This window comes from Arthrobacter sulfonylureivorans, from assembly GCF_047607445.1.
Lineage (GTDB): Bacteria > Actinomycetota > Actinomycetes > Actinomycetales > Micrococcaceae > Crystallibacter > Crystallibacter sulfonylureivorans_A.
The window spans coordinates 44,405-71,019 of sequence record NZ_JBLKRT010000023.1; the positions used below are offsets into that span (position 1 = coordinate 44,405).

The 26,615-nt window shown below is 67.2% G+C and carries 25 protein-coding genes; 18 read left to right on the forward strand and 7 right to left on the reverse strand.

The window, feature by feature from the left end:
• Nucleotides 1-100 precede the first annotated feature (100 nt).
• The gene (locus tag ACMX2H_RS12185; protein WP_136787038.1) at nt 101-811 is read left to right on the forward strand and encodes a queuosine precursor transporter; all 711 of its coding nucleotides are present in this window, start codon (nt 101-103) and stop codon (nt 809-811) included.
• On the opposite strand, the gene ACMX2H_RS12190 is transcribed toward ACMX2H_RS12185, so the two are convergent.
• Entirely contained in the window at nt 775-1,014 is a 240-nt protein-coding gene (locus ACMX2H_RS12190; protein ID WP_414960753.1) for a hypothetical protein, read from the reverse strand. The genes ACMX2H_RS12185 and ACMX2H_RS12190 overlap by 37 nt on opposite strands.
• 310 nt (nt 1,015-1,324) lie before the next feature.
• Between ACMX2H_RS12190 and ACMX2H_RS12195 the strand changes: the two genes are divergently transcribed.
• From ACMX2H_RS12195 to ACMX2H_RS12205, 3 genes are all read left to right on the forward strand, one after another.
• Nucleotides 1,325-2,038 (forward strand): TetR/AcrR family transcriptional regulator C-terminal domain-containing protein, encoded by a 714-nt coding sequence (locus ACMX2H_RS12195; RefSeq protein WP_414960754.1) that lies wholly within the window; start codon nt 1,325-1,327, stop codon nt 2,036-2,038.
• A 205-nt stretch (nt 2,039-2,243) separates the two neighbouring features.
• Nucleotides 2,244-2,645 carry a GNAT family N-acetyltransferase gene (locus ACMX2H_RS12200; protein WP_414960755.1) on the forward strand — a complete coding sequence of 134 codons (402 nt, stop codon included), beginning with the start codon at nt 2,244-2,246 and terminating at the stop codon, nt 2,643-2,645.
• The gene (locus ACMX2H_RS12205) at nt 2,642-2,965 is read left to right on the forward strand and encodes a hypothetical protein (protein ID WP_414960756.1); all 324 of its coding nucleotides are present in this window, start codon (nt 2,642-2,644) and stop codon (nt 2,963-2,965) included. The genes ACMX2H_RS12200 and ACMX2H_RS12205 overlap by 4 nt, the downstream gene beginning before the upstream one ends.
• A gap of 89 nt (nt 2,966-3,054) precedes the next feature.
• Here the strand turns inward: ACMX2H_RS12205 and tgt are convergent, their stop codons facing one another.
• The gene (gene tgt / locus ACMX2H_RS12210; RefSeq protein WP_414960757.1) at nt 3,055-4,314 is read right to left on the reverse strand and encodes a tRNA guanosine(34) transglycosylase Tgt; all 1,260 of its coding nucleotides are present in this window, start codon (nt 4,312-4,314) and stop codon (nt 3,055-3,057) included.
• A 442-nt stretch (nt 4,315-4,756) separates the two neighbouring features.
• Here tgt and ACMX2H_RS12215 point away from each other — a divergent pair, with 442 nt between their 5' ends.
• Nucleotides 4,757-5,815: an FUSC family protein gene (locus ACMX2H_RS12215; protein ID WP_414960758.1), complete on the forward strand. Its 1,059-nt coding sequence runs from the start codon at nt 4,757-4,759 to the stop codon at nt 5,813-5,815.
• Between the two features lie 47 nt (nt 5,816-5,862).
• On the opposite strand, the gene ACMX2H_RS12220 is transcribed toward ACMX2H_RS12215, so the two are convergent.
• Both ACMX2H_RS12220 and ACMX2H_RS12225 read right to left on the reverse strand, forming a co-directional pair.
• On the reverse strand, nt 5,863-6,636 hold the full coding sequence (locus ACMX2H_RS12220; protein ID WP_414960759.1) for an SRPBCC family protein: 774 nt from the start codon (nt 6,634-6,636) through the stop codon (nt 5,863-5,865).
• A gap of 53 nt (nt 6,637-6,689) precedes the next feature.
• Nucleotides 6,690-7,598: a DUF6707 family protein gene (locus tag ACMX2H_RS12225; protein WP_414960760.1), complete on the reverse strand. Its 909-nt coding sequence runs from the start codon at nt 7,596-7,598 to the stop codon at nt 6,690-6,692.
• 852 nt (nt 7,599-8,450) lie between these two features.
• Between ACMX2H_RS12225 and ACMX2H_RS12230 the strand changes: the two genes are divergently transcribed.
• Nucleotides 8,451-8,702 (forward strand): hypothetical protein, encoded by a 252-nt coding sequence (locus ACMX2H_RS12230; RefSeq protein WP_414960761.1) that lies wholly within the window; start codon nt 8,451-8,453, stop codon nt 8,700-8,702.
• Nucleotides 8,703-8,812: 110 nt separating this feature from the next.
• Here ACMX2H_RS12230 and ACMX2H_RS12235 read toward each other — a convergent pair whose 3' ends face one another.
• Entirely contained in the window at nt 8,813-9,352 is a 540-nt protein-coding gene (locus ACMX2H_RS12235; protein ID WP_136787048.1) for an NUDIX hydrolase family protein, read from the reverse strand.
• Between the two features lie 226 nt (nt 9,353-9,578).
• On the reverse strand, nt 9,579-10,418 hold the full coding sequence (locus tag ACMX2H_RS12240; RefSeq protein WP_414960762.1) for a VOC family protein: 840 nt from the start codon (nt 10,416-10,418) through the stop codon (nt 9,579-9,581).
• 79 nt (nt 10,419-10,497) lie between these two features.
• Here ACMX2H_RS12240 and ACMX2H_RS12245 point away from each other — a divergent pair, with 79 nt between their 5' ends.
• Nucleotides 10,498-11,091: a YdeI/OmpD-associated family protein gene (locus tag ACMX2H_RS12245; protein ID WP_414960763.1), complete on the forward strand. Its 594-nt coding sequence runs from the start codon at nt 10,498-10,500 to the stop codon at nt 11,089-11,091.
• Between the two features lie 67 nt (nt 11,092-11,158).
• On the opposite strand, the gene ACMX2H_RS12250 is transcribed toward ACMX2H_RS12245, so the two are convergent.
• Nucleotides 11,159-12,319: a glycoside hydrolase family 76 protein gene (locus tag ACMX2H_RS12250; RefSeq protein WP_414960764.1), complete on the reverse strand. Its 1,161-nt coding sequence runs from the start codon at nt 12,317-12,319 to the stop codon at nt 11,159-11,161.
• Between the two features lie 164 nt (nt 12,320-12,483).
• Here ACMX2H_RS12250 and ACMX2H_RS12255 point away from each other — a divergent pair, with 164 nt between their 5' ends.
• From ACMX2H_RS12255 to ACMX2H_RS12305, 11 genes are all read left to right on the forward strand, one after another.
• Nucleotides 12,484-13,260 carry an SDR family NAD(P)-dependent oxidoreductase gene (locus ACMX2H_RS12255; protein ID WP_414960765.1) on the forward strand — a complete coding sequence of 259 codons (777 nt, stop codon included), beginning with the start codon at nt 12,484-12,486 and terminating at the stop codon, nt 13,258-13,260.
• A 247-nt stretch (nt 13,261-13,507) separates the two neighbouring features.
• Entirely contained in the window at nt 13,508-16,441 is a 2,934-nt protein-coding gene (locus tag ACMX2H_RS12260; protein WP_414960766.1) for a phosphoenolpyruvate carboxylase, read from the forward strand.
• 395 nt (nt 16,442-16,836) lie between these two features.
• Nucleotides 16,837-17,520, forward strand: a complete 684-nt coding sequence (locus ACMX2H_RS12265) for an HD domain-containing protein (RefSeq protein WP_414960767.1) — start codon at nt 16,837-16,839, stop codon at nt 17,518-17,520.
• 142 nt (nt 17,521-17,662) lie between these two features.
• Nucleotides 17,663-18,451 (forward strand): IclR family transcriptional regulator, encoded by a 789-nt coding sequence (locus tag ACMX2H_RS12270; RefSeq protein ID WP_414960768.1) that lies wholly within the window; start codon nt 17,663-17,665, stop codon nt 18,449-18,451.
• Nucleotides 18,452-18,614: 163 nt separating this feature from the next.
• Entirely contained in the window at nt 18,615-19,889 is a 1,275-nt protein-coding gene (locus tag ACMX2H_RS12275) for a cytochrome P450 (protein ID WP_414960769.1), read from the forward strand.
• 2 nt (nt 19,890-19,891) lie between these two features.
• Nucleotides 19,892-21,073 (forward strand): PEP/pyruvate-binding domain-containing protein, encoded by a 1,182-nt coding sequence (locus ACMX2H_RS12280; protein ID WP_414960770.1) that lies wholly within the window; start codon nt 19,892-19,894, stop codon nt 21,071-21,073.
• Nucleotides 21,074-21,187: 114 nt separating this feature from the next.
• Nucleotides 21,188-23,062 carry a PEP-utilizing enzyme gene (locus ACMX2H_RS12285; protein WP_414960771.1) on the forward strand — a complete coding sequence of 625 codons (1,875 nt, stop codon included), beginning with the start codon at nt 21,188-21,190 and terminating at the stop codon, nt 23,060-23,062.
• Nucleotides 23,063-23,154: 92 nt separating this feature from the next.
• Nucleotides 23,155-23,958 (forward strand): SDR family NAD(P)-dependent oxidoreductase, encoded by an 804-nt coding sequence (locus tag ACMX2H_RS12290; RefSeq protein WP_414960772.1) that lies wholly within the window; start codon nt 23,155-23,157, stop codon nt 23,956-23,958.
• 36 nt (nt 23,959-23,994) lie between these two features.
• Nucleotides 23,995-24,315 carry a 2Fe-2S iron-sulfur cluster-binding protein gene (locus ACMX2H_RS12295; RefSeq protein ID WP_136787059.1) on the forward strand — a complete coding sequence of 107 codons (321 nt, stop codon included), beginning with the start codon at nt 23,995-23,997 and terminating at the stop codon, nt 24,313-24,315.
• Between the two features lie 4 nt (nt 24,316-24,319).
• Nucleotides 24,320-25,627, forward strand: a complete 1,308-nt coding sequence (locus ACMX2H_RS12300; protein ID WP_414960773.1) for an NAD(P)/FAD-dependent oxidoreductase — start codon at nt 24,320-24,322, stop codon at nt 25,625-25,627.
• Between the two features lie 42 nt (nt 25,628-25,669).
• Complete coding sequence (locus ACMX2H_RS12305; RefSeq protein WP_414960774.1) at nt 25,670-26,440, forward strand: HD domain-containing protein; 771 nt, start codon at nt 25,670-25,672, stop codon at nt 26,438-26,440.
• The last annotated feature ends 175 nt before the right edge of the window (nt 26,441-26,615 follow it).

Genomic DNA, 26,615 nt, shown 5'->3' on the forward strand with positions numbered 1-26,615 from the left:
GGCAGACGGACCCATTAGTGCTAATACAGCGGACGCTTCATCAGGCATCAAACGGTGCGAGGCGTTGCGCGAACCACTTCTACAAGGGTGAACCACCACAATGACTGAACTGCAATCCCGCACGCCTGCCCGCTTCGCCTCAATCGGCAGCCCTTACTTTGGCATCATGCTTGCCGTCATGGCCGTGGTCCTGATCCTGTCCAATATCGGCGCCGCCAAGGGCGTGGTCCTCGGGCCGATTGTTACCGACGGCGGATTTTTCCTCTTCCCGCTGGCGTACATCCTGGGCGACGTGATCAGCGAAGTCTACGGCTTCAAGGTGGCACGCAAGGCCATCATCACCACCTTCGCGCTGTCCGTCTTCGCCTCGCTCTGCTACTGGGTCATCATCGGACTACCCGGCTTCGACGACGACTTCGGCCGGATGAAGCAGCAGGCGCTGGAGGGCGCGCTCGGGCCTGTCCCGCTGATCGTCCTTGCGAGCCTGTTGGGCTTCCTGGTGGGGCAGACGCTGAATTCCTGGGTGCTGGTGCGGATGAAGGAGCGTTGGGGCGAACGCCGCTTGTGGGCGCGTCTGATGGGCTCCACCGGGGTGGGGGAATTCGCCGACACCCTGATCTTCTGCTCGATCGCGGCTTCCATCATCGGCATCAGCGACTTCCCGACGTTCGTCAACTACGTACTGGTCGGGTTCGTCTACAAGACCTTGGTGGAGTTCCTCTTCGTCCCCGTGACCACGGCGGTCATCGGCTGGGTCAAGAGGCGCGAGCCGTCCTACAGCGCGCTGGCGTCGGATTCCTCCGCAGCCTGATCGGGGAGGGCCAGCGCGGGGACGCGTTCGCTGAGTTCTGACGGGGACAGATTCGCCGTGACAAGGATTTCCTCCGGCGCGGCCCCAGCCTTCAGGGCTACATCAATGGCCGCATCAAGGGTCGTTTCGGCTTGGTCCAACTCCACCTGCAACCCCTCGACTGCTGCCGAAGCGGTCCAAACGTCCTTCAGATGCTCTTCCATGGTGCTAACTTCCTATCTGGCCAGAACGAAAGTCCCTCTGCCGTAGCCGGACCTCTCCTTCGGTTGAAAGAACGAGTCCCGGATTCGCCAGCTTACAGTGTAAGCTGCGCGCTTGGCATCCCTGAGGGGGCTCTTTACCGGGAATTTTCCCAACCTTCTCCGAGAGCGCAAAAATCCGCGTCCTTCAGAGGAAATTACGCACTTTCGGTGCCGGATTCGGGCCGGCGGACGGCCCTCCTGCCGTGGGCGGAGGGGGGACAGGTGGAACCCCGGCGCGTAGGCTGGTGCGCAATCGCAGGAGGGAGCGATCATGGCCGATTCCGGAACGCCTACACCCACAGGCGAAGATCAACCCGGCGGCGACCGGCTGCGTCTGGACCGGCAGCGGATTCTGGAGGCCGGGAAGGTCTTTATCGAACAGCACGGCGTCCGCCAACTGAGCATGCGGCGCCTGGGTGCCGAACTGGATGTCGAAGCCATGTCGCTCTACCGCTACGTGCCGTCGCGGGAGGACCTGCTTGACGGCATCGTGGAGTCCGTGGTCGACGAGCTGTACAGCGATCCGGAAGTCTACGTGGAGCCGCGCTACGGTTGGCAGGACTACCTCCTCAGACTGGCGCACGGGCTGCGCCGCCTGGCGATGAAACACCCCCAGGTGTTCCCATTGATTGCCACCCGACCCACCGAAGCGCCGTGGGTGCGCCCGCCGCTGCGGAGCCTGCGCTGGGTGGAGTCGTTCCTGAGGGCGATGACCAACGCCGGGTTCAGCAACGAGAATGCCGTTGAGGCGTACCGGGCGTTCAGCAGCTTCCTGATCGGCCACCTTCTGCTGGAGGTTGCTGCCCTCGGTGCCGATATCGGCCCGGTCGAGGACACCGGCCATTCGCCCTCCCGGCAAGCTGACCTGACCGACTACCCCCTGCTGCAGGAACTGCAAGGCCTGCTGTCGGAAGACCACTCCAAGCAGGAATTCGACACTGCGCTTGATTCCCTGCTGGACCGGCTGGACAGCCAGCTCAACTGAGGGCCGATTCGCCGCACAACCTAGATTTCCCCTGCTAGCCAACTGAAATTCATGCTCCGACTTTGCAGAATGATACTAAGCATGCTTTGCTTACATCGTAAGCATGATTAGTGTTTTGGTTCCGGCCCACCGGAACCATGGTTTCGCAGCAAGTCGGGCGGCCGAATCAGTGCCGCCCCAAGCTGCGCATGGATGAGGAGAAGGCATGCAGGTAATACGCGACAACTACGGCGCATCACGCTTCGATGCCTACGTTGATGGTGAAGTGGCGGCGTCGCTGAAGTACAAGATCCAAGACGGCGAAATGTGGCTCCTCGAGATCGAAGAAGACCGTTGGCACCGTGGCCTCGGACTCGGCGAGCCCCTGGTTCGCCGGGCGCTGGCCGAGGCGCACCGCCGCCGCCTGCGCGTCCTGCCCTTCTGCCAGGAGGCCAGGCAGCAGGTGTTCGCCCATCCGGTGTTCCTGCAGTTGGTTCCTCGGGAACAGCGCAGCCGATTCCACAAGTCCTGGGCACTGGAAGGCAAGGCCCGTGCCGCACGTCGCCGGCGCCGTGTCCCGGCCAGCGCCATCCGCACCTCGGCGGCGGCCCCGGCGGCAGCTCGATGAGCGGCAAACTCAAGGTCACCGTCCGGGTCGACTTGGAGTGCTCATCGGCGCACATTGACGTGCGCGGACAGGTCGACGAGCGGAACGTGCTGGCAGTCTATTCGCTGGCCCAGCGCGCAAACTCCCTGGCACCTGGCCTGGAGGTGGCCATCGATCTGAAGCATGCCTCCGTGGACGCAGCCGTCCTCTGGCACCTGCAGGCCTGCGCAGTATCCGGATTCCTGCCCGAATACGCCGACCCGCTGCAGGCCGAATGTCGGCTCACGATTCTGGCACCCGAACCGCAGGGCGAGCGGGCCGACGTCGTGCTGGCCGCCTAACGGAGGCGAGGCACCTACTGCGGAAGGCCGCCGTCGTGATCATTGGATACGACGGCGGCCTTCCGCGTGCGGGCGAGTTGCCCGGGTGGTCAGGCGTAGTAGCGGCCCAGCACCTCTGCCTTGAAGTCGAAGAAGGAGCCGTCGTCGATGGCCAGCCGGGCGTCGTCGACCAGCTTGACCGTGAAGCGCTCGTTGTGGATGGAAATCAGTGTGTGACTGACCATCTCGTTCGCCTTGAACAAGTGGTGGATGTAGGCGCGGGTGTAGTTGGCGCAGGTGTAGCAATCACAGCCGTCCACCAGAGGCGTAAAGTCCAGCTTGAACCGGCGGTTGGACAGGTTCTTGCGGCCATCCGGGGTGTAGAACGCCGAGTTGCGGGCCACGCGCGTCGGGGAAACGCAGTCGAAGGTGTCCGCGCCGTTCTCGATGGCGGTGAAAATGTCGTCCGGTTCGGAGATGCCCAGCAGGTGGCGGGGCTTGTCCTCGGGTAGCTCTTCAGTGCACCAGCGCACGATGGTGCCCAGGTTCTCCTTTTCCAGCGCACCGCCGATGCCAAAGCCGTCGAAGTTCATGGCTCCCAGATCCCGGCAGGCCTTGCGCCGCAGGTCCTCGTACTGGGCGCCCTGAATCACGCCGAACAGTGCCTGGTAGGGCCGGTGCGAGCGCTCCTCGGTGAGCCGCTCGTGTTCCGTCACGCAGCGTTCGGCCCACAGCCGGGTGCGCTCCAGCGACTCCTCCTGATAGCCGCGCGAGTTCATCAGCGTGGTCAACTCGTCGAAGGCAAACATGATGTCTGCGCCCAGTTGGTGCTGGACCTGCATGGAGATCTCCGGCGTGAAGCGGTGTTTGTCGCCGTTGAGGTGCGACTTGAACCAGACCCCGTCGTCGTCCACATGGGCCAATCGTTCCTTGCCCGGGGCCACTTGGTCGTCCGAGCCGGTGTTCGCGGCGGCGGCGTCCATGTTGATGACCTTCTTGAATCCGGAGCCCAGGCTCATCACCTGGAAGCCGCCGGAGTCGGTGAACGTGGGTCCGTCCCAGTTCATGAATTTGCCCAGGCCGCCGGCCGCATCCAGCACCGCTGCACCGGGCTGCAGGTACAGGTGGTAGGCGTTGGCCAGCAGCGCCTGTGCGCCTAGCTCCTTCATGGATTCGGGCAGTACTGCTTTGACCGTGGCTTTGGTGCCGACGGCGATGAACGCCGGCGTCTGAATCTCGCCGTGCGGGGTGGTGATGGTGCCGGTGCGGCCCTGGAATCCGCCCCCGTTCTCAGCTATCCGGTCGGCGGAGGGGCTGGCGGTGTTGGCAAGGCGGTTGCCGACGCGGAAGGAAAAATCAGACTGGGGCACCCCACCATTTTGCCTTACTCCGTGCGTGCAGGGTGCGTGGGTGCGGGAGTGGCCGGCCCCAGCCTCGTGGCGTGTGGCATGGCGAACACTCTTCTGTCCAAGCCCTCACCGAGGTCTGCGAAAACGCTCACAGAATGCTGGTTGCCTCAGGCAAGCGAATTAGGCTGGAGGAGGAGGTGGCCGACCCGCGTCACTCCGTTGGTCGCCCAGCCTGCACGCAGCCTCCCGTACCTTTGCCTCCGGCACTTCCGAGGCGGCGGGGAGTGTAGTGGCTACCGCGCAGGCTTGGCCCGGGGTGGCTGCGGGCCGCCCTATCCCCGCGATAGCTGAGTCCTCGACGGACCAGTCGCCGGTGGAACGTGGGCCTTCGGGAACTATTCGGTGCCGGCGGGTGATGGAGACGAGGCCACGTGGATAGTGTGGCAAGCGAAAGGTGGGCAGCATGGCGACGCAGTACGTACGCGAATTCTTCCGTGTAGGTCCGGCGCGCCAGGACCATATCGTGGCCACCCGCTGCGGCATCAGCGTAGGTCTGCCGCTGCTCGCCCTGTTGGCCATGGGCCGCTTTGACTTGATGATTTTCGCCGCCTTCGGCGCCTTCACCGGCATCTATGGGCGAGGCGAGGCTCACGGAGCCAGGCTGCGGCACCAGGGTGAGTTCGGGGTGTTGATCATGCTGGTCATGTTCATGGGCGCCCTCACTGCCATGGCCGACGCGGGACCTTGGGGGATTGTCTTCGGCACCACCGTGGTGGCTGGCCTGTGGTCGCTGGCGGTCAACTATTTCCAGCTCCGTCCAGCGGGCGTCATTTTCTTTACGTTTGGCTATGCAGCCATTGGTTCCATCTCGCTGACCGCACCGCTGTGGCAGGCCATGCTGACCGGTTTGGCAAGTGTGGTGCTGGCCATGCTGATCGGGATCAGCAGCCGGCTGGTGCCGGCCTGGCGCACCTCGATGGCAGCGCCGCCCCGGCCTCAGTTCACCCACGAACACTGGCGCGAATTCCGCGTCGAGGCCGGCGCCAACGCGCTGGCGGCCCTGACCGCCGGAACCCTCGCCACTGTGGTGGGACTGGGCCACAACTACTGGGCGATGGTGGCTGCTGTGGCGCCGATTGCGGGACCCAGCCTTGCCCAACGGGTGAAAAAGGGTGTGCACCGCATCTTGGGGACCTTTGCTGGCGTGGTGGTAGCCGGGCTGTTGCTGGCCCCGCGTCCGGAGCCCTGGGTTCTGGTCCTGATGGTGATTGTCCTGCAGTTCAGCGCGGAAATGTTCGTGCTGCGGCATTACGCGCTGGCGCTGATCTTCATCACGCCACTGGCCCTGATCATGACCGAGCTTGCCGCCCCCACCGATCCGCGGGAACTCATGGTGGACAGGGCGCTGCAGACCGCCATCGGTGCACTGGTGGGGATCAGCCTGGTGTTTCTCATGCACCAGCGGACCATTCGCGAGAAGAACCGGCGCCGCTACCAGCGACGGCGGCAGGACGGGGACTGACGCGGGCGGTTCCCCTTCGGAGGAGACAGTCGGCGAGGGCTGGTTGCCTAGTCGGAACCGGGTCCGGCGGTGCTGCCGAGCACCAGCGGGTCCGCGCCGGGCAGGGCGCTGTTGCGCCAGGACTCCCAGCCGTCCCGAATCTCGGCCAACCGCTTGGCACCGAGACCATAGCAGCTGATCAGTACCTGGCTGCCGCCCTCGGGCCTGCCGTCCGGATGCGACGGGGTTTCGGCGACGATCAGCAGGCCGCCGCCACGGTCAGCATACGAATCAACGGTCAACCCCAGCTGGCGCTCCGAGCGGAACCACACCTTTCCGGAGATCTCCTCCCCGGTGGCAAGGGAAGCAGTGTACGTTTCACCCGCCGTCGGCAGGTTGTCCAAGCCAAGGCTGGAGAGCAGCCCGTCCGCCGGGATGGAGTCCGCGCCGAGGTAGGTGGTCTGGCGGGGGTCATTGGGGTGCCGTTCCAAGGCGAACCGCAACTGCTGCAAGAAGCTCAGCCAGCCTTCGGTGATGTCCTCCCACCATTCGTCGGACTTTCCGCCGGACTCCGGGCCGCGCTGAAGGGTGAGCCGCACGCCGTCGCCTACTGGCTCCAGGACGAAGGCATCGCTATCGCCCATGGTGAGCCGTTTGTGGTCTTCCGCTTCGGTTGCGTCGCTGAAGTAGATCTCGCGGATCTCCTCGTCCAGTCCGGTCATGTCCCAGCCGTGCCACTGCGCGATGCGTCTGGGCTCGCGCAGCATGGTCCATACCTGGCGGGCATCCGCGTTGATGTGGACGCTGAGTGAACCGGGTTCTGTTGCTCCGCTCTCCGTCATGCGGCCGACTCTACTCCCGGGCCGCAGTGACTGACCAGAGTCCCGGCCGGGGCTTAGGCGTTCCGCTGCTGGAGGTCCAGGGCGCGGATGGCCACCAACTCGTTGCTGATCCGGCGGTCGAGTTCCACCGGTTCCAAGGTCTCCGACCCGCCGTGCGTGCGCAGGTACAACAGCGCGGTCAGCCGCAGTTCGCGCCACTCCCGCTCAGCCGTGCGGTCGGCGGCAGCCATCGCCCGGTGGATTTCCTTGTCATAGAGGTTCGGTTCGTTCAGCTGGCGCTGCCGGACCTCTGCGTTGATCTTCGCCCGGAAGGGATCCTCGTCGGCGTCGTCCGGTGCGCGCAGCGCCTCGGCCAACTGCAGGGCTTCCGCGCTGTCCTCTTCGGTGCCAGATTCGCGCAAGATGTAGGCGGCCATGGCCAGCGAAGACTCGATCCATTTCCACCGGCCGAAGTTGCCGTCGAAGGGCTGGTCGATGATCAGCCGGCACACCGTCAGCGCGCGTTCGCGGTCGTCCAGTTCCACCAGCAGGGTGTGCGCGAGGTCCCGCACGTCCTGCAGATGGCTGCCGGCCTTGGTGTTCAGGCCGCGACTGAGGCGGGCGGCCAGCCGCTGCACGCCGGCGTGGCGGCCGTGCGCCCGGGCCACATGCACCACCACGGCTTCCGGGGTGCCTTCTTCCGCGGGAATCAGCTCCAGGTCGTCCTGCGCCAGCGCGCCAGGCAGCTGGGCAGGTCGGCGTGAGGAAGCAATGCGGATGCGCGATCCGTGGGCAATACGCACGCGGCTGCCGTCTTCGAGCGTGGCCACCACCACTGCCGGAGTGCCGAAATCATCGGGTACGACGGCGGTGTCCGCCACGGGCGCGGAGTGCTCACCGGAGCGCGTCAGGAACCGGGCGCCGGCGCCTACGCTTTCAGCTTTGACATGGTGGATGAATGTCTCGGCCTGTTGTTCCGTCATGGGTAAATCCTTAGTCACGCTCGCGATCCTCAGAACAGTATATGAAATCGTTACCTTTCGGGCGGGAGGCCCGCGGAGGAGTCCATCGCGCCGTCGTGATGAAACGATAGATCGTGAGCGGGGTCTCACTGACGAGCGCGGAGCGCCGGACGCCGGGCGCCCGGGTCGGGGGCAGTCACCGGCTCGCCAGCAGCGCCAGTCAGCGGTGGGCCCGCCAGCAGCCGAGTCGCCAGCGCACGCCTGCTGCGGGCCCGCCTGCAGCTACCCGTCAGTAAGGGGTCCAATAAGTCGGCAGTCGCCAGTCGCCAGTCGGGTGCCAGAGGCCTTGGTAGTACAGGAGCCTCTGTGAGAGTGAAGAGTTGCTGACCACGAGCGGCCACGGCCGGTTGAGCGCGCGTCGGAGGATGCACGTACAGGATGCGCCACATTGCCTCTCGTTTGGTAAGCAAAACTGGCGCTGCTCCGATCCCGTGGACCGGGCCGCAGGGATCCTGCGCGGTCACGCATCAGAGACTCTGATCAATCACCAGTGAATGTGGCGCATCCTGAACACACGACACGCGGGGCCGACCGCGCCAGGCACCAGCGGGGGCGAGCCGCGCACATCATCAGCGGGGGCCGGCTGTACACGCCAACAGTCGCGCCCCAGGCCGCGGCGGATTTGCGCGCGCCTGCCCCGGACGATAGTGCTGGCCAAAATTGACCAGGATCCGGAGCAGAAACGCGGACCGAACGTGACCGCGATGCTCGATAGCATCGAGATATCGAAAAACTCCCGGGACTGCATCTTCGCTAGGCGTTCGGGGAGCACCAACGCACAGCCCCTACGTTCTGTGAAAGTTGATCCCTGCCATGAGCATCATCCTTGCCCCTGAGGCCCGCACCGGCCATGTGCCGACGCACGTGCCCGTTCATTCCGAACAGTTCCGCCGCGAGAGCCGCCTGACCATTCTGCTGCGCCTCGCGGGCATGATCCTGACGGATCTCGCCAACCGGCGCAGCCAGCGGCCGGTCACACTGAAGCGGCTGCGGTGCCAGGACGAGCATCAAGAGCAGTCCCGGGACTTGGCCGCCCAGATGTATACGTGGACGCTGCCCAGATAGGACGACGCCGGATCAACACCGTTGGTCTCGGCCGGCTTCGCTCGTGCCCGGTCAATGCACGGCGCAGGTTAGGTAGCGGTGTGCGGGACAGCGTGTTGTTGGACCGGCGGTCAGCGGCACCATCCCGCATGGGCCAGCGCCTGGCGCAAGAGATTGCCGCGGCCGCCGACGAACTCCGACTGGACCGCCGGACTGAGGGCATCCTCCGGAGTCATCCAGCTCAGCTCCAGTGCATCCTGGCGGGGATTGCATTCGCCGGTGACCGGGATGACGTAGGCCAACGCCACGGCGTGCTGCCGGTCATCGGTCAGCCCAGTCTCGGACGGCGACGGGAAGTACTCCGCCACCGTAAACGGCACCGGGCTGGCCGGCAGTTGCGGAAAGGCCAGCGGCCCGAGGTCCTTTTCCAAGTGGCGCAGCAGTGCAGCGCGGACCGTTTCGCGGTACATTACTCGTCCGGAAACGAAGGTCCGCACCATCTCGCCTTCATCGGAGGCCTGCAGCAGCAGGCCGATCTCCGTCACGTATCCCAGCGAATCCAGCCGAACCGGCACCGCTTCCACGTAGAGCATGGGCAGACGTTGCCGGGCCTCGTGCAAATCCTCGTTGGAAAGCCAGCCGGGATACGGGTCGGGGGTGCGTACGCTCATGTACTTGTTCTACAGCACGGCTGCGATGCCAGTCACGCCAGCCGCCCGGAACGGCGCGTCCGGCCCGTTGTACCATGTGCACAAGGCGGGGCGGTCAGCCCGTGGCTGCCGAGGGCGTTGCAGCCAGGGCCCACCACGGAAGCACGACCCTCCGGCCCCACGCCGGTCCCCGCAGCCCTGGCGCCCCGGTCGCCACCTCCAACGTGACAGCCCGGCCCCGCGCGAGTCAGTCGGCGTCTGCGGATCCGGCTGGCGCGTCTGGCCGCACCGTGAAACGCAGCTGCCTTGCAGCGGCTTGCCCTGCGCCCGGCTCCACAGCGGCCAGCGCACCGGCCTGCCCTGCGCCCGGCTCCACCGCGGCCAGCTCCGCACCCACCGGCCTTGAAGCTGACAGCTCCGCACCGTCCGGATGCTCCACCAGCAGGCTCTCCCCGACAGCTTCCTCCGCGGGGGAGCAGGCGATCCCCGCCGCGGTGAGGCGGTCCCGCAGGGCGGTCAGGTCGTCGTCGTACTCAAAGGTCAGTTCCAAATGATCCGTTGCGCCGTGCCGCACACCGACCAGCCCGCCGTTCTTTGCCGCGAAGTCCGCCCATTCACCGGCCTCGCCGAACCGGGGGTGCGCGCCGATCCCGCGGAGGGTGGCATCAGCGCCCGGGACATCCGGCGTCACCCAGGCGGGCATCACGGCCAGCGCAGGGTCCGGCTGGTCGGGCCCGGGGTGGTGGCCGAAAAACGGCGACGCAGGTTCGGCCAGGAAGCTGAAGCCCGACGGCGCCGTGACCCTGGCGGCGCGGCCGTGGTCCGCGTTCTCGATCGCCACCTGGGTGCCGTCGGCTGCGGTGCGGCGGGCAAATTCGTCCAGATCCCGGACCTCGAAGCCCAGCTGCACGCGGCCATCAGCGCGATCACCGGCAACGACCCGGTGCAGCCCCACCCGGCCTGAGGCGGCATCAAATTCCAGCCAGTCCCCGTCGTGGTCGGCCGCGCAGACCAAGCCGGCCGCGGTCAGCAGCTTCCGCCACGGCTCGATCCGGGACGTGAACACAACGGGGCGCACGCGCAGCACGGCAGTCTCCTTCAGGTCAGCAACCAAGATACTTCCGAAACTACTAGACGGCGCGGCCCCCCCGTGCTGGCATAAGGGCATGCCTGCGGAACTTCCCGAATTGCTGTTGCCCGATGCCCCCGCCTGGCGGGTCTGGCTGGAAGAACATCATGCCGCGTCGGCCGGCGTCTGGCTCATCCTGCACAAGAAGGGCGGCTCGGTGACCGAACTGGACTACGCCGGTGCCCTCGAAGAGGCCCTGTGCTTCGGCTGGATCGACGGCCAGGCACGACGCCGTGACGCCGAAAGCGTTTTCCAGCGGTTCACTCCGCGCGGCAAGCGCAGCATCTGGTCGCAGCGCAACGTCGCCTATATCGAAAGGTTGGAGCAGGCAGGCAAGATGCACGACGCCGGCCGGGCGGCGGTGGCCGCAGCGCAGGCCGATGGCCGCTGGGACAAGGCCTACGCGGGACCGGCCACGGCCCAGGTTCCCCCGGATCTGGCCGCGGCGATCGCCGCCGTCCCGGAGGCTCAGGCGATGTTCGACGTGCTGACTTCGCAGAACCGCTTTGCCCTGATTCACCGGCTGGGCCAGCTGAAGACCGACGCCGCCCGGCAGCGCCGAATCGCCGACTTCGTGGAGATGCTGGCCCGGCACGAAACGCCGTACCCGCAGCAAAAGCGGCCGTCCTAGCCACTGGGCCGGATTCGGTCGGCGGGCAGGCTGCTGTCGGGTTCGGTCGGCCAACCTTTCCGCCGCTTCAGCCGGCCAGCGTGGCGGCTGCCTCCAAGGTCATCCACGCCTGCAATTGCGTGGAAAGTTCGACACCGGTGTCCGGCTGCGGCTTCCCAGCCGCGGACGCCGCGGGGTCTGAAGGGAAAACCAGGACTTCCCAGCTGCGGTGGTTCTCGATGGCCCGTCCGGCCCAGAAGCCTGCCGCGGTGTCCGCGACCATCCGCGCGGCCAGTTCGCGCACGTCGCCGGGCAGCTGGTCGGACCGGGCCGCCAGGGCCAGGTAGCGGGCCAAGATCCCGGTGAAGAGCCCGCCGTCGCCGGCCCCGTGGGTGCGCAGGACCAGTTTCCGGCCCTCTTCCTCGGTGACTTCGGGCTGCTGCAGCAGGCCGGCCGCGATCCCGTGCACCAGCTCGGCCGCGCGCTGCAGATCGGCGTCCCGGCCCACTGCCAGCAGTGCCGCCAGCACTGGTCCTTGGTTGTAGGTATAAATGTCCGGAACAAGTACGGGCTTCCCGCTGACGATGCGCACGCCGTCCAGATACAGCCGGCGTTCCGGTTCGTACAGCTCGGCATCCAGCCAATCCAGCAGCCGAGCGGCCTGGCCGGTATCGCCGGAACGGGCCAAATAGAGCGCGGCTGGAGCCGTGGCCGGGGTGTTCTTGAAGTCCCGGTCGGTGCTCCAGAACAACCCGCCGCCCAGGTCCGGCGTGTGGGCCAATTCCAGCTGGGCCAGCAGCCGGCGGGCCGCGGCCCGGTTCCGGAAGCGCGGTTTGTCCGCGTCTGCGGCCAAGCCGTCCAACCGCTGGCTGGCCAGCGCCAGCCAGGCCATGTCGTCGAAGTAGGAGTTGGTGAAGCGGAAGCCATTGCGCCAGCGGACGGTGCGCAGCAGCCGGGCAGCCAGGCGTCCCGCACTGGGGCCGCTGCCGCCGTCGTAATGCTGTTCCCGGCGCAGCTCCCGCCAGCCGGCATCCACCAGGCAGTCCAGAAAATGCGCCTGCCACCAGTAGTGCCACGGCCCGGTCCAGCCGGGCGAGGGCCGGCGGACGGCACCCAGCAGGGTGTACGGCAGCCCCAGCAAGCGGTGGCCGAAATGGCGGACGACGGCGATCGCTGCCTCGTCCGCGCGGCCTGCCGCCAGCGTGGGGTTGGGCGTGCGGAAGGCTCCGCCGCCGGGCAGGGTCGGCATGGGACCTAGCCTAACGGCCGAAGAACGGTGGGGCAGGCCGGGCCTTTTTGTCCGAGGGCCCCGCCGATGACCGTGGTGTGCGCGGCGCCACACTAGGCTGAGGTGTGCGGTGCCGCCGTTGCAGGCGGTGAAGACGAACATGTTCAGGGAATGAGGAGGATTCAGTGAAGGCTTCCGGAGCTGTAGCTCTGATTACCGGCGGCGCATCGGGGCTGGGCGCTGCGACGGCCCGACGGCTGCATGCTGCCGGCGCGTCGGTGGTGCTGGTGGATCTGCCCGGTTCGAAGGGCGAGGAGTTCGCCGCAGAGCTGGGGGAGCGGGCCGTGTTTACGCCCGCCGACGTGACCGCCGAGGACCAGGTGCAGGCAGCGGTGGACCGGGCGACGGCGCTAGGGCCGCTGCGCATCCTGGTGAACTGCGCCGGCGTCGGCACTCCGGGGAAGGTGCTGGGGCGCGACGGCGTGCTGCCGCTGGAAGCGTTCAGCAAGGTGGTCCAGATTAATCTCATCGGCACGTTCAACGTGATCCGGCTGGCGGCCGCCGCGATGGCAGCCACTGAACCGGTGGAAACCGAGCTCGGCGGGCCGGAGCGGGGAGTCATCATCAACACGGCCTCGGTAGCGGCCTTCGACGGCCAGATTGGTCAGCCGGCCTACGCAGCTTCCAAGGGCGGGGTGGCGGCAATGACGCTGCCGCTGGCCCGGGAACTGGCGCGCTCGCTGGTCCGCGTGGTCACCATTGCACCCGGTATCTTCGAGACACCGATGATGGCCGGGCTGCCGCGGCAGGCGCAGGAATCGCTGGGCCATCAGGTGCCGCACCCGTCCCGGCTGGGCCGGCCCGCGGAATACGCTGAACTTGCCGCGCATATCGTGGCCAACAGCATGCTCAACGGCGAGACCATCCGGCTGGACGGTGCAATCCGGATGGCGCCGAAGTAAGCCGGACAGGACCGGGGCGGCAGGCCCAAAGGGCCAAAATGAGCGGGCCACCTCAGCCAGCTGGATTGGGAGGAGGCAGAGCCCAAAGGGCCAAACGAGGCGGGCCGCCCTCAGCCAGCGGGGCCGGAAGGCGACATACCCGGCCGGATAGCCGCCGTCGTACGCTGGAGGGGATGCCGCGCCACGCTGCGGAATCCGCCGTGCCGGCACCCCGGCAGCCCCTGTAGGACGCGAAAGGACCTGGCTCATGCCCCACGCCGCCCGCGATCGGGACCTCGACGCGAGCCTGCGCGCCGACGTGCGCCGGGTGAGCACGCTGCTGGGCGAATCGCTGGTGCGCCAACACGGGCCGGACCTGCTGGCCCTGGTGGAACAGGTGCGGCTGCTGACCAAGGAGTCCAAGGAAGCGGCCCGCGGCGAGGGCGAAGCGACCGGCCCGTGGACCGCCCGCGACGTGATTGACCAGGTCCGCGAGTTACTCGCCGGCCTGCACGTCGGCGAAGCCACCGATCTGGTGCGGGCGTTCGCCTTCTACTTCCATCTGGCCAACGCCGCCGAACAGGTGCACCGCGTGCGCCAACTGCGCGTCCGGCCCGAGGAAGACGGCCAACTGCTGCGGACCGTCGCGCAGATCGCCGATGAAGCCGGGCCGGAAGCGCTGCAGCGCGCGGTCAACCAACTGGACGTCCGGCCGGTCTTCACTGCCCATCCCACCGAGGCGTCGCGCCGGACCGTTTTGGACAAGCTGCGGGCCATTTCCGACCTGCTCTCCACAACGACGGCGGAGGGCAGCACCGCGCGGCGGCGGCAGGACCGGCGACTGGCCGAAATCATCGACCAGATGTGGCAGACCGACGAGCTGCGGCATGCGCGGCCCAGCCCGGTGGATGAAGCCCGCAACGCGGCCTACTACTTGGGCAACATCCTCACCAACACCATGCCGGAGCTGATGGGAGACCTGGCCGAGCTGTTGTCCGAACACGGCGTTTCACTGCCCGACGACGGTGCCCCGCTGCGCTTCGGCTCGTGGATCGGCGGTGACCGGGACGGCAATCCGCATGTGACGGTGGACGTGACGCATGAGGTGTTCCAGCTGCAGAACCAGCACGCCGTGCGGATCAACATCGGCTTTGTGGACACGCTGATCGCGGTGCTCTCCAACTCGACGACGATCGTGGCCGCCAGCGGCGAGCTGCTCGAATCACTGGCCGAGGACCTGGCGAACCTGCCGGGCCTGGACCAGCGGGTGCGCGAGCTGAACCGGAACGAGCCATACCGGCTGAAGCTGACCTGCATCAAGGCGAAACTGCTCAACACCAGCGCCCGGATTCAGCGCCGACTGCCGCACGAGCCGGGACGGGATTACAACTCGACGGCGGAGGTGCTGGCCGATCTGGCGTTGATCGAGCAGTCGCTGCGCGCGCATACCGCGTCGCTGGTGGCCGACGGTTCGCTGGCCGCGGTGCGCCGGGCGGTTTCCACCATCGGGCTGCACTTGGCCACCTTGGACTTCAGGGACAACGCGGACAAGCACCACAAAACCGTCGCGGCGCTGCTGGCGGCCCGCGACGCCGAACCTGCCGTTGAACGCGTGCCGGCCGGTGCACCGGTGGGTGGGGCGGCGGCTACGGCGAACACGGTTGGCTCTGCGGCGCCGGCCGGTGCTCGGGCGGCAACGGTGCTCGCACCTGGGGAAGCCTCAGCGGACGCAGGCGAGCCGGGTAGCTACCTGGAACTGGCATCCGGTCCGCGGCAGCAACTGCTCTCCTCGTTGCTGCTCTCGCCCGGGCCGCTGGCATCGCCGTCGTCGTTGAAAAAGAAGCGGGCGCGCACGCTGGAGGTGTTCCACGCGATAGCCGAGGCATTGCGCCAGTACGGCCCGGACGCGGTGGAGACGTACATCGTGTCCCGGGTGCGCGGCGCCGACGATGTGCTGGCGGCGGTGGTGCTGGCGCGGGAGGCGGGCCTGCTAAACCTGATCGGGGCCGATCCCAAGGCGCTGATCGGGTTCGCGCCGCTGCTGGAAAGCGTCGAGGCCCTGCGCAGCGGCGGGCAGATTCTGGACGATCTATTGTCGGATCCCCAGTACCGCCGGATCGTGCAACTGCGCGGGGACCTGCAGGAAGTCATGTTCGGCTACTCCGACTCCAACATGGAAGCCGGCGTGGCCACCAGCCAGTGGGAGATCCATAAGGCCCAGCTGGTGCTGCGGGATGTGGCCGCCCGGCACGGCGTGCGGCTGCGTTTCTTCCACGGCCGCGGCGGATCGGTGGGCCGTGGCGGCGGCCCGACCTACGACGCGATCCTCGCCCAGCCCAACGGCGCGCTGGCCGGCGAGATCAAGTTCACCGAGCAGGGCGAAGTCATTTCGGACAAATACACGCTGCCGGAGCTGGCCCGGGAAAACCTGGAGCTTGCACTGGCGGCCGTGCTGCAGGCGTCGGCCCTGCATCAGGAACCGAGGACGTCGGAGGCCGAGCGCGGCCGGTACCACGCCGCCATGGAGGAGATCTCCGGCGCGGCCTATGAGCGTTACCGTTCGCTGGTGGAGCATCCGGATCTGCCGGAGTATTTCCAGACCTCGACGCCGGTGGAACAGCTAAGCGCCGTGAAATTCGGTTCGCGTCCGGCGGACCGTCCGGAAGCCGGCCCCGCTGCCGGGCCGGGGTTTGGCAAGCTGCGGGCCATTACCTGGGTGTTCGGCTGGACCCAGTCGAGGCAGATTGTTCCCGGCTGGTACGGCGTGGGCAGTGGCCTGCGCGCCGCCCGGACCGCCGGTCTCCAGCCGCTGCTGCGCGAGATGATCAGCAACTGGCACTACTTCCAGTCCTTCATCTCGAACGTGGAAATGACGCTGGCCAAGACCGACTTGGACATCGCCGCCCATTATGTCTCCACGTTGGTTCCCGCCGAGCTACGCCATCTGTTTGACGACATCCGCGCCGAGTACGAACTCACGGTGGCAGAAATCCGGCGGCTCACGGGCGAAAACCAACTGCTGGACAACCAACCGGTGCTGCAGCGCTCGCTGGACGTCCGCGATCAGTACCTGGATCCCATTTCCTACATGCAGGTGGAATTGCTGCGGCGCATCCGGGCCTCGGAACCGGACGAGGCGCTGCAGCGGGCCATGCTGATCACCGTCAACGGCATTGCCGCCGGCCTGCGGAATACCGGGTAGCGCGGGGCTCGCGGCTTGGACCCCGGGCGCCGAGGTCCACCCCGGGCGCTACCCCGCCCGGATTCGTGAGGCGCCGAGGTCCACCTCGGGCGCCACCCCGCCCGGATTCGTGAGGCGCCGAGCACGCCGGAGCCGGTGCAGCCACGTTCGCTCCCATGTATCGGACTAACGTCCCACGTTTCAGCTGACCTAAACCGCCCTGACTAGGGACGATGTCGGAGAGGGTCCGCAATACGTGGGAGCGAAACCGGGCGGCCCGCCGCCCGCCGTCCCCTTCAAGCACCCCGCCGCGCCGCCGCGCCGCCGCCCAGCCAACCGGGAACCCCCGCCCACCCCTTCCGCCCAGCGGAAACGTCGGGTTGCCCGGCGTGGCCCGGCCCGGCATGCTGTGGAGCATGACCAAGCTGCAGCCTTCCGGAAACCTGTTCGGCCATGACGTCACCGCCGCCATCGAGGCCGAACCCGACGGAGTAGTGCAGTTGGATGAGCATCTGGCGCGGATTTGGGAGCAGGCCGCGCCGCTCCTGAGCGTCCGGGACAACGACGCCCATACGCTGTACGCGTTCGGCCTGGCCCAAGCCATGCTGGCCGCACATCCGGAGGCCGATGCCGGCGTCGTCCTCCCGGCGATCATGCTGCATGACATTGGCTGGTCCCAGGTGCCGCCGGACGAGGTGCTGTCCGCCATTGCCCCGGGTGGCGGCCGCCCCGACCTGGTGCTGCTGCACGAGAAGGAAGGTGCCCGGCTGGCGGCAGGGATCCTGGCGGATGCCGGGCACGAGGCGGCGCTCATTCCGCGCATCCTGGAGATCATCGACGGGCACGATTCGCGCAAGGAAGCGCTCTCCATCGAAGATGCGATCGTCAAGGACGCGGACAAGACGTGGCGGCTCAGCCCGCACGGCCTCGATACGGTGATGGAATGGTTCGGGCTGGACCGCGGCCAGGCCTTGCGGCTCTGCAGCCAGCGCGTGCTCGGCCACCTGTTCACCAAGGAGGCCGAGGCGATGGCCCGGGCATTGTCCGCGCTGGAATCGGCAACGCTGTGGCCGCAGCGCCAGGTGCTGCTGGGCCGCTAGGCGCGGTGTCGGCCGGCAGCCGCCAGGGGGCTAGACTCGGTGTCGGCCGGCTGCCGTCAGGGTGCCGGCGGTGGAGCCCGGAGGGAATGACGACGGCGGTGCCCGGCTCCGCGGGTCCGCCTGCGGAATGTGGGAGGCAGCTATGGCCGGCGGTAGCCGCGAGTCGGGGCGTACGGTCACGTCCCGTGTGCTGGCCATTCTGGAAGCCTTCGAACGGTCCCGGACCGCGCTCAGCCTGACCCAGATTTCCGAAGGCTCGGGCCTGCCGCTCAGCACCACGCACCGGTTGGTCGCCGAACTGACCGACTGGGGCTTCCTTTCCCGGGGCGCCAACGGCAGGTATCAGTTGGGCATCCGCCTGTGGGAGCTGGCGCAGAACGCCGGCCGCCAATTGCGCGAGGCCGCGCGGCCGTTCGTGCAGGATCTGTTCTCACTCACCGGTGAAACCTCGCAGCTGGCCGTCCGGGAAGGCCACGAAGTGCTCTACATTGAGCGGATCTACGGAACCAAGCGCGTCCCGCGAGCCTCTCGAGTGGGCGGCCGGTTGCCGATGCACGCCACCGCCGTCGGGAAGGTGATCCTGGCGTACGAGGAGGAATGGGTCCGCACCGCCTATCTGAACCGGCAGCTGGAGCGTCCAACCGCCCACACCCACATAGTTCCCGGACGGTTGGCCGAGGAGCTGGATCAGATCCGCGAGCAGGGCTATGCCACCACGCTGGAGGAAGTCCGGCTGGGCTCCTGCTCCATTGCCGTGCCGGTCTTCCACACCGGCAGGATTGGTGCCGGCCTGGGGCTGGTGCTGCTCACCTCCCAGGCCGCCACGATGACCAGGCATCTTCCCGTGCTGCGCGGTGTCTCGGCGCACATCGAACGGGCTACCGCCCACATCCCGCTGGAATCGCTGCTGGGCAGCCATGCCTTGCGCTGACGCTGTCAGGACGGGTTCGACCGGGAGACGCTAAGCACTATTCGTTTCCACTCAGTGGAAGCAGTAGATGTGCGTCACAGCGTGACGTGGGCAACACTGGAGTCAGATCAATCCCACCGGGCCTGAAACGGCCGCGGCGGGAGCCGACCCCAAGGAGTTCCAGATGTCATCCTCAACCGAAACGGCAGCTTGTCCGTTTGGCCACGGTGCCGAGGCCCCTGCCGGACACCACGGCTATGAGCCGTTCCAGATGAAGGACCCGTTCCCGGCCTACGCCGAACTACGGAACGAACAGCCCGTCATGTTCGACGAACGGGTCGGCTACTACGTTGTCTCCCGCTACGACGACATCAAAGCCGTTTTCGACGACTGGGAAACCTTCTCCAGCGAGAACGCGCAGGCCCCCGTGCGCAAGCGGGGCCCGCAAGCCACCAAGATCATGGAAGAGGGAGGCTTCACCGCCTACTCAGGCCTGTCGGCCCGCCGGCCGCCGGAGCACACCCGGATTCGCGCGGTGGCCCAGAAGGCCTTCACGCCGCGCCGCTACAAGGCGCTGGAACCGTTCATCCGGCAAAACGTGGTGGACCAGCTTGAGACGATGCTGGCCCGCCCGGAGCGCCGCGGCGAACTGGTCAAGGACCTGGCCTACACCGTCCCGACGGTCACCATCCTGACCCTGATCGGCGCCGACGTCTCCCAGGTGGACACCTTCAAGCGCTGGTCCGATTCCCGCGCGGCCATGACCTGGGGCGACCTGAGCGACGAAGAGCAGATCCCGCACGCCCACAACCTGGTGGAGTACTGGCAGGAGTGCCAGCGCCTGGTCCGGGTGGCCCATGAGGAAGGCGGCGACAACCTGACCGCCGACCTGGTCAGGGCGCAGCAGGACGGTGCGGAGATCAGCGACCACGAGATCGCCTCAATCCTGTACTCCCTGTTGTTCGCCGGCCACGAGACCACCACCACGCTGATCGCCAACTCGCTGCGCGTGCTGTTGGCCCGTCCGGAACAGTGGCAGCAGTTGGTGGAGGAGCCCAAGAAGATCCCGGCCGCCATCGACGAGGTGCTGCGCTTCTCCGGCTCGATCGTCGGCTGGCGCAGGAAGGCGCTCAAGGACACCGAAGTAGGCGGGGTCAAGATCCCGGAGGGCGGCGAACTGCTGCTGCTGATGGGCTCGGCCAACCGCGACGCCGCCCGTTTCGAGGACGGCGAGGAGTTCGACATCTCCCGCGGGAACGCCCGCGAGCATCTGTCCTTCGGCTTCGGCATCCACTACTGCTTGGGCAACATGCTGGCCAAACTGCAGGCCAAGATCGCGCTCGAAGAGGTGGCCCGGCTGGCACCCAACCTGACGCTGGAGAGCCCTGAGGGCATCGAGTTCCGCGAGAACATCTCCTTCCGCGTCCCCGAAACCGTTCCCGTTAGCTGGGAGGCCTGACCATGCACAGCAATGAATTCATCCAGTTTTTCGACGGCGGCGTCGAACCCAAGCTCGAGAACCTCGGCGGCAAGGGTGCATCCCTGGTCACCATGACCTCTGCCGGCATGCCGGTGCCCCCCGGCTTCGTCGTCACCACCGCCCAGTTCGACCGCTTCATGCAGGAAGCCGGCATCACCGGGCACATCCACCAGCTGCTGGCCGACCTCGACCCCGAGGACGTTGCCGAGGTGGACAAGGTCTCCGCCGCCATCCGCGAAGACATCTGCTCGCGGCCGGTTCCGGACCACATGCGCGCCCAAACCATTGAGGCGTACGAGGACCTGATGTCCCGCTTCGACGCGCCGGTCCCGGTTGCCGTCCGCTCTTCCGCCACCGCCGAGGACCTGCCGGACGCATCTTTCGCGGGCCAGCAGGACACCTACCTCTGGCTGGAAGGATTCGCCGCGGTTGGCGAACACATCCGCAGCTGCTGGGCCTCGCTGTACACCTCGCGCGCCATCATCTACCGGCTGAAGAACAACATCCCGAACGAGGGCCTGTCGATGGCCGTCGTGGTGCAGAAGATGGTCAACGCAAAGGTCTCCGGCGTCGCCATGACGCTGGATCCGGCCAACGGAGACCGCTCCAAGATCACCATCGACGCGTCCTACGGCGTCGGCGAAATGGTGGTCTCCGGACAGGTCACGCCTGACAACATGGTGCTGGACAAGGTCACCCTGGTCCCGATCACCGAACACATCGGCGACAAGCATGCCGAACTGGTGCCGGACGCCGCGGCGCGCAGCCTGGTGGAGCGGGAAGTCGACGCCGAACGGCGCTCCCGCCGCTGCCTGACCGACGACGAACTGAAAGCCGTCGCGCAGATGGCAAAACGAGCGGAGAAGCACTACAAGTGCCCGCAGGACATCGAGTGGGCGCTGGACCATGACCTGCCCGACGGCGACAACCTGCTGCTGCTGCAGTCCCGCCCGGAAACCGTCCACTCCGCCAAGAAGTCCCTCTCCACGGCGACGCCGGGTACCGGCGGCTACGCCTCGGTGCTCGGTGCCGGCATCCCCTCGACGAAGGCGCCGGAAACCTCCGGGAACCCAGCGTCCGGCAACCCCGGCAACCCAGCGTCCGGCACGGCAGGCTTCAGCCTGGGCAGCATCACCGCCTCGCTGATGAAGGCCTCCATCTGACTGTTCCACGGCACTACCCGTTCCACCGTTTCCACTGCGTCACCTGCAAGGTTCCACCGTTCCACCGAACTGCTCACGAAGGCTCACCGTAGAGCCGCCACTGAAAGGACCGCCATGTCCATGAAGTCCTTCCCGAAGCCGTCCGAGTTGCCGGTTCCCGCCGGCGCCGAGGGCTGGGAGAAGATCTACCCCTACTATCTGGTGTTCCAGGACAAGCTGAAGGACCAGGAAGACGCCAAGTTCTGGTTCTGCGACAGCCAGCACTGGCCCACCGTCTTCAAGCCGTTCGAGACCATCGGCGGTGAGTTCGCGGTCAAGTGCCTGGGCCAGTACAACGCCCGGCACCTGATGATCCCGAACGCCAACGGCATCGAGTTCCGGGTGCACCTGGGCTACCTGTACATGTCCCCGATCCCGGTTCCGGAAGACCAGATCGCCGCCCGCGTCCCGCACTTCGAGCAGCGGGTGGGCCACTACTTCCAGAACTGGGAGGAACTGCTCAAGCAGTGGCATGTGAAGGTCCGCGGCACCATCGATGAGATGGAGACCATCTCCTTCAAGAAGCTGCCGGACATGGTCCCGATGGAGGACATCACCACGGGCAAGGCGATGGACGGCTCCGAGGTGCTGCTGGAGAACTACGACCGGCTGATCCAGCTGGCCTACCAGAACTGGCAGTACCACTTCGAGTTCCTGAACCTGGGCTACATCGCCTACCTGGACTTCTTCAACTTCTGCAAGGAAGTGTTCCCGAACATCCCGGACCAGTCGATCGCCACCATGGTCCAGGGCGTGGACATGGAGCTGTTCCGCCCGGACGACGAGCTCAAGCAGCTGGCCCAGCTGGCGGTGGAGCTGGGCATCCAGTCCGCCTTCGCCAACACCGACGACGTCGATGCCACCTTGGCCACGGTCCGTGCCGCCGCCGGCGGCGAGCGCTGGATCGCCCGGTACGAGGAGGCGAAGGACCCCTGGTTCAACTTCACCGTGGGCAACGGCTTCTACGGGCATGACAAGTACTGGAACGAGCACCAGGAAATCCCGCTGGGCTACATCGCCGACTACATCCGCCGGCTGGACGAAGGCCAGCAGATCATGCGCCCGGTCGAGGAACTGGTGGCGGAGAAGGAACGGATCGTGGAGGAATACCGCGACCTGCTCGAGGGCGAGGCCCAGGCGGTGTTTGACGCCAAGCGCCAGCTGGCCGCCACCGCGTACCCGTACGTGGAGAACCACAACTTCTACATTGAGCACTGGACCATGGGCGTGTTCTGGCGGAAGATCCGCGAGCTCTCCCGGATGCTGCAGGCCGAGGGCTTCTGGACCGAGCCGGACGACCTGCTCTACCTGAACCGCAACGAGGTCCGCGACGCGCTCTTCGACCTGGTCACCGGCTGGGGCGTCGGCGCCGAACCGATCGGCCCCACCTACTGGCCGGAAGAAATCGAACGCCGCCGCGGGATTGTGAACGCGCTCAAGACCGCGCGCCCGGCGCCGGCACTGAACACCCCGCCGGAGTCCATCACCGAACCGTTCACCCGGATGCTCTGGGGCATCACCACCGAGCAGGTCCAGCAGTGGCTGGGCGACGGCGAGGAAGTCGAAGGCGGCGGACTGCGCGGCATGGCGGCGTCCCCGGGCGTGGTGGAAGGCTACGCACGGGTGATCCACGATTCCGACCAGCTCTCCGAGGTGCAGCAGGACGAGATCCTGGTGGCCACGGTGACCGCGCCGAGCTGGGGCCCGATCTTCGGCAAGATCAAGGCCACCGTGACGGACATCGGCGGCATGATGAGCCACGCCGCCATTGTCTGCCGCGAATACGGTCTGCCGGCGGTGACCGGCACCGGTTCCGGGTCCACCACCATCAAGACCGGCCAGCGGCTGCGGGTGGACGGCACCAAGGGAACCGTACAGATCCTGGACGCCGAAGAGCCCGCCGGAACGGCCGTCGCCGGCCCCGGAGCGCACAGCCACAGCCACGTCTGAGCATCTGCGCCACTAACAGGCGCTCACAGTGCCGGGCCGGGCGAGTCCCCTCGGACCCTGGCCCGGCACATCCCAACAGGAAAGATCGACCAATGACACAGCCTCCCCTGGACCCCCCAGCCACCGCTCGCAGCGGACAGTCCGCCGCCGGGTCCGGCTCACGGACCGTGCTGATCACCGGAGCCGCCGGCGGGCTCGGCCGCGCCTTCGCCCTGGGCTTTGCCTCCCGCGGCTACCGGGTGGCGGCGGCCGACACCAACCTGGCCGGCGCCGAGAAGACCGCAGCGCTGGTCCGCGAAGCCGGCGCGGAAGCCGAGGCCTTCGAGGCGGATGTCACCGACGTCGCCTCCACCGAGGCCCTCGCCCAAAGGTGCGCCGGGTTCGGGCAGGGGAGCATCGACGTCGTGCTTAATAACGCCGCGATTTACGCCACGGTGACCCGCACGCCTTTCGAGGAGATCGACCCGGCCGAATGGGACCTGGTGATGAACGTGAACCTCAAGGGTCCCTGGCTGGTGACCCGCGCCGCCAGCCCCTACCTGCCCGACGGCGGACGCGTCATCAACCTGTCCTCCGCCACCATCTACTCCGGCTCGGAGCAGTGGCTGCACTACGTGGCGTCCAAGGGCGGCGTGGTGGCGATGACCCGGGTGCTGGCCAAGGAACTGGGCCGGCGCAACATCACGGTCAACGCGATCGCGCCCGGCTTCACCCTTACCGAGGCCAGTTACGGGCTGATGGAGAACGCCGAGAGTTACGGCGTGGACCGCGGCGCGCTCAAGCGCGCCAGCCAGCCCGAGGACATTGTGGGTGCGGCGCTGTTCCTCGCCGGGCCGGACAGCTCGTACATCTCCGGACAAACCATGGTGGTCGACGGCGGCCGCCAGTTCATCTAGGCACTGCAAGTAAGAAGCAAGGAAAGAGGAGAACCCATGCCTACGGTTCATTTCACCGACGCTGAAGGCGCCGTCCGCGACGTCGAAGGCAATCCCGGCGACTCGGTCATGGAAACCGCGGTGCGCAACGGCGTTCCCGGCATCGTCGCCGAATGCGGCGGCTCGCTGTCCTGCGCCACCTGCCACGTCTTTGTCCGCGAGGACACCCTCGACCAGCTTCCCGAGATGGAAGAGATGGAAGACGAAATGCTCTACGGCACGGCCGTGGACCGCGAGGACAATTCGCGGCTGTCCTGCCAGCTCAAGCTCTGCGAGGGCCAGGACATGTACGTCACCACCCCGGAAACCCAGGTGTAGAACCATGGACACCACCACCACGACGACGGCGGTGCCCGCCGAAACTGCCGACGGCGCCGTGCGCACGGGATTGCTGATCATCGGCGCCAGCCAGTCCGGCGTCCAGCTGGCCGTGTCGCTGCGCGCGCTGGGCTTCGACGAGCACATCACGCTGCTGGGCGAGGAAGACCACCGGCCCTACCAGCGTCCGGCGCTGTCCAAGGAGTTCCTGCAGGGCACGGTGGAAAGCGAATCGCTGATCTTCCGGTCCAACCAGTACTGGGAAGACCACAACGTGGCCCTGGTCAAGGGCGAGCGAATCGAGCGGATCGACAAGCAGCCGGACGGCTCGGGCGTGGCCCACGCGGCCTCCGGTGCAGAATTCCGGTTCCGCCGACTGGCGCTGACCGTGGGCGCCCGCGCCCGCAAGCTGCAGGTACCCGGAGCGGAACTGGACGGCGTGGTGTACCTGCGCAACGCCGACGACGCGCTGGCGCTGAAGGCCCAGCTGGACGGCGTTCGGGACGCCGTGGTGATCGGCGGCGGCTTCATCGGACTGGAGGCAGCCTCCAGCCTGCACAAGATGGGCAAGAACGTCACCGTGCTGGAATACGGGCCGCGGCTGATCGGCCGGGCGGTAGGGGAAGAGACCAGCGAGTACTTCCTCACCGCGCACCGCGAACGCGGTCTGGACATCCGGCTCAACTCCCGAATCCAGGAACTCGCCGCCGCGGACGGCGGCGGCCGGGTGTCCGGCGTCGTGCTGGAGGACGGCACCGCGGTGCCGGCCCAGCTGGTGCTGGTAGGCATCGGCGTGGTGCCGAACACCGAGCTGGCCGAGCAGCTGGGACTGGACGTGGACAACGGCATAGTGGTGGACCGGCACGCGCTCGCCTCCGACGGCACCACGGTGGCGGTGGGCGACGTGGCGAACATGCCGAACCCGCTGCCGGGCTCGCCGGAGGGCGAACGGATCCGGCTGGAGAGCGTGAACAACGCGATCGAACACGCCAAGGTCGCCGCGTACTCGCTGATGGGCCGCCGCGAGGACTACGCCGGCATCCCGTGGTTCTGGTCCAACCAGGCCGACCTGAAACTGCAGATCGCCGGGCTCACGCTCGGCTACGACCAGACCGTAGTGCGCCGCGACGACGAGCGGGGCAAGTTCTCCGTGCTGTACTACCGCGGCGGCCAGATCATCGCCGCCGACTGCGTCAACGCGCCGCTGGACTTCATGGCGGTCAAGAACGCGCTGGCCAAGGGCCAGAACATCCCCGCGGACGCCGCAGCGGACCCCGCCGTCGTCCTCAAGACCCTTGCGACGGACAGCTGAGCAGACCATCCGGCCCGGCCGCAACCCTAGGAGACCCACCCCATGAGCACCCCCGAGACGCAGACCCCGGACACCGATACCGACGCCCCTGCAACCACCCGCGCCGAACCGACCGCCTACGCCGATGACCCGCGCGCGGTGGCTTTCGCAGCCGACCATCCGGTCCGGCCGCTGCCGGCCACCGGGACAGTGGACACCACGCCGATCTCGACCACGCCCGCCGCGGTGGGCGAGCTGGATGACATCTGGCAGGCGGTGGTGCGGGAGACCCGGAGCCGCAACAACGATATCCACCTGCCGATCTCACTGGCCTTCGCCGAACGGCTCTGCCGGGCCTACCCCGAGGCCGACGCGCAACTGGTCCGTGTGGCCGTCCTGCTGCACGACACGGGCTGGGCGCATGTGGACGAGGGCCGGATTCTCTCCGAGGGCTTTACCGGCGACTGGCGCAAGGCCGCCATCCGTTACGAACATGAGTCCGAAGGCTGCAAGGTGGCCCGCCGCGTGCTGCCCGGCCTGGGCTACGCTGCGGAATTTGTTGACCGGGTCTGCGAGATCATCGACGGGCATGACACCCGCCACGTGGCCTACTCGCTGGAGGACGCCCTGGTCCGTGACGCCGACCGGCTGTGGCGGTTTGACCACGCCGGAATTGCACTGGCATCGACCTGGTTCGGCATGACCCCGGACGTATACACCGACCGGCTGGGAGTGGAGATCATTCCGGAACTGATCACCGAGGCCGCCTTGGCGATGGGAACCGCGGACCTGGAGCGTTCCAGGGCACTGCTGAAGACAGGAGTCATCCGATGACCACTACGCCGCACAGCACCGCCGCGGCACCCGGGGGAGCGCCGGCGTCGTCCGCCATGTCCGCCTTGGCTGCGCGCGAGGCCCTGGACCTGCCCTACACCCATGTGGACGACGTGTTTGTCGACGGCGCCTGGGTTCCGGCCCGGGGGACCGGCCGCAACCAGGTCACCGACCC

Bases quoted from the DNA above. Each gene is read 5' to 3' on its own strand.
- ACMX2H_RS12190 (WP_414960753.1), bottom strand. From the start codon at position 1,014: ATGGAAGAGCATCTGAAGGACGTTTGGACCGCTTCGGCAGCAGTCGAG.
- ACMX2H_RS12185 (WP_136787038.1), top strand. From the start codon at position 101: ATGACTGAACTGCAATCCCGCACGCCTGCCCGCTTCGCCTCAATCGGC.
- ACMX2H_RS12215 (WP_414960758.1), top strand. From the start codon at position 4,757: ATGGCGACGCAGTACGTACGCGAATTCTTCCGTGTAGGTCCGGCGCGC.
- ACMX2H_RS12200 (WP_414960755.1), top strand. From the start codon at position 2,244: ATGCAGGTAATACGCGACAACTACGGCGCATCACGCTTCGATGCCTAC.
- ACMX2H_RS12290 (WP_414960772.1), top strand. From the start codon at position 23,155: ATGACACAGCCTCCCCTGGACCCCCCAGCCACCGCTCGCAGCGGACAG.
- ACMX2H_RS12280 (WP_414960770.1), top strand. From the start codon at position 19,892: ATGCACAGCAATGAATTCATCCAGTTTTTCGACGGCGGCGTCGAACCC.
- ACMX2H_RS12265 (WP_414960767.1), top strand. From the start codon at position 16,837: ATGACCAAGCTGCAGCCTTCCGGAAACCTGTTCGGCCATGACGTCACC.
- ACMX2H_RS12300 (WP_414960773.1), top strand. From the start codon at position 24,320: ATGGACACCACCACCACGACGACGGCGGTGCCCGCCGAAACTGCCGAC.
- ACMX2H_RS12245 (WP_414960763.1), top strand. From the start codon at position 10,498: ATGCCTGCGGAACTTCCCGAATTGCTGTTGCCCGATGCCCCCGCCTGG.
- ACMX2H_RS12295 (WP_136787059.1), top strand. From the start codon at position 23,995: ATGCCTACGGTTCATTTCACCGACGCTGAAGGCGCCGTCCGCGACGTC.
- ACMX2H_RS12235 (WP_136787048.1), bottom strand. From the start codon at position 9,352: ATGAGCGTACGCACCCCCGACCCGTATCCCGGCTGGCTTTCCAACGAG.
- ACMX2H_RS12285 (WP_414960771.1), top strand. From the start codon at position 21,188: ATGTCCATGAAGTCCTTCCCGAAGCCGTCCGAGTTGCCGGTTCCCGCC.
- ACMX2H_RS12305 (WP_414960774.1), top strand. From the start codon at position 25,670: ATGAGCACCCCCGAGACGCAGACCCCGGACACCGATACCGACGCCCCT.
- ACMX2H_RS12195 (WP_414960754.1), top strand. From the start codon at position 1,325: ATGGCCGATTCCGGAACGCCTACACCCACAGGCGAAGATCAACCCGGC.
- ACMX2H_RS12225 (WP_414960760.1), bottom strand. From the start codon at position 7,598: ATGACGGAACAACAGGCCGAGACATTCATCCACCATGTCAAAGCTGAA.
- ACMX2H_RS12275 (WP_414960769.1), top strand. From the start codon at position 18,615: ATGTCATCCTCAACCGAAACGGCAGCTTGTCCGTTTGGCCACGGTGCC.
- ACMX2H_RS12260 (WP_414960766.1), top strand. From the start codon at position 13,508: ATGCCCCACGCCGCCCGCGATCGGGACCTCGACGCGAGCCTGCGCGCC.
- ACMX2H_RS12205 (WP_414960756.1), top strand. From the start codon at position 2,642: ATGAGCGGCAAACTCAAGGTCACCGTCCGGGTCGACTTGGAGTGCTCA.
- ACMX2H_RS12220 (WP_414960759.1), bottom strand. From the start codon at position 6,636: ATGACGGAGAGCGGAGCAACAGAACCCGGTTCACTCAGCGTCCACATC.
- ACMX2H_RS12230 (WP_414960761.1), top strand. From the start codon at position 8,451: ATGAGCATCATCCTTGCCCCTGAGGCCCGCACCGGCCATGTGCCGACG.
- ACMX2H_RS12270 (WP_414960768.1), top strand. From the start codon at position 17,663: ATGGCCGGCGGTAGCCGCGAGTCGGGGCGTACGGTCACGTCCCGTGTG.
- ACMX2H_RS12250 (WP_414960764.1), bottom strand. From the start codon at position 12,319: ATGCCGACCCTGCCCGGCGGCGGAGCCTTCCGCACGCCCAACCCCACG.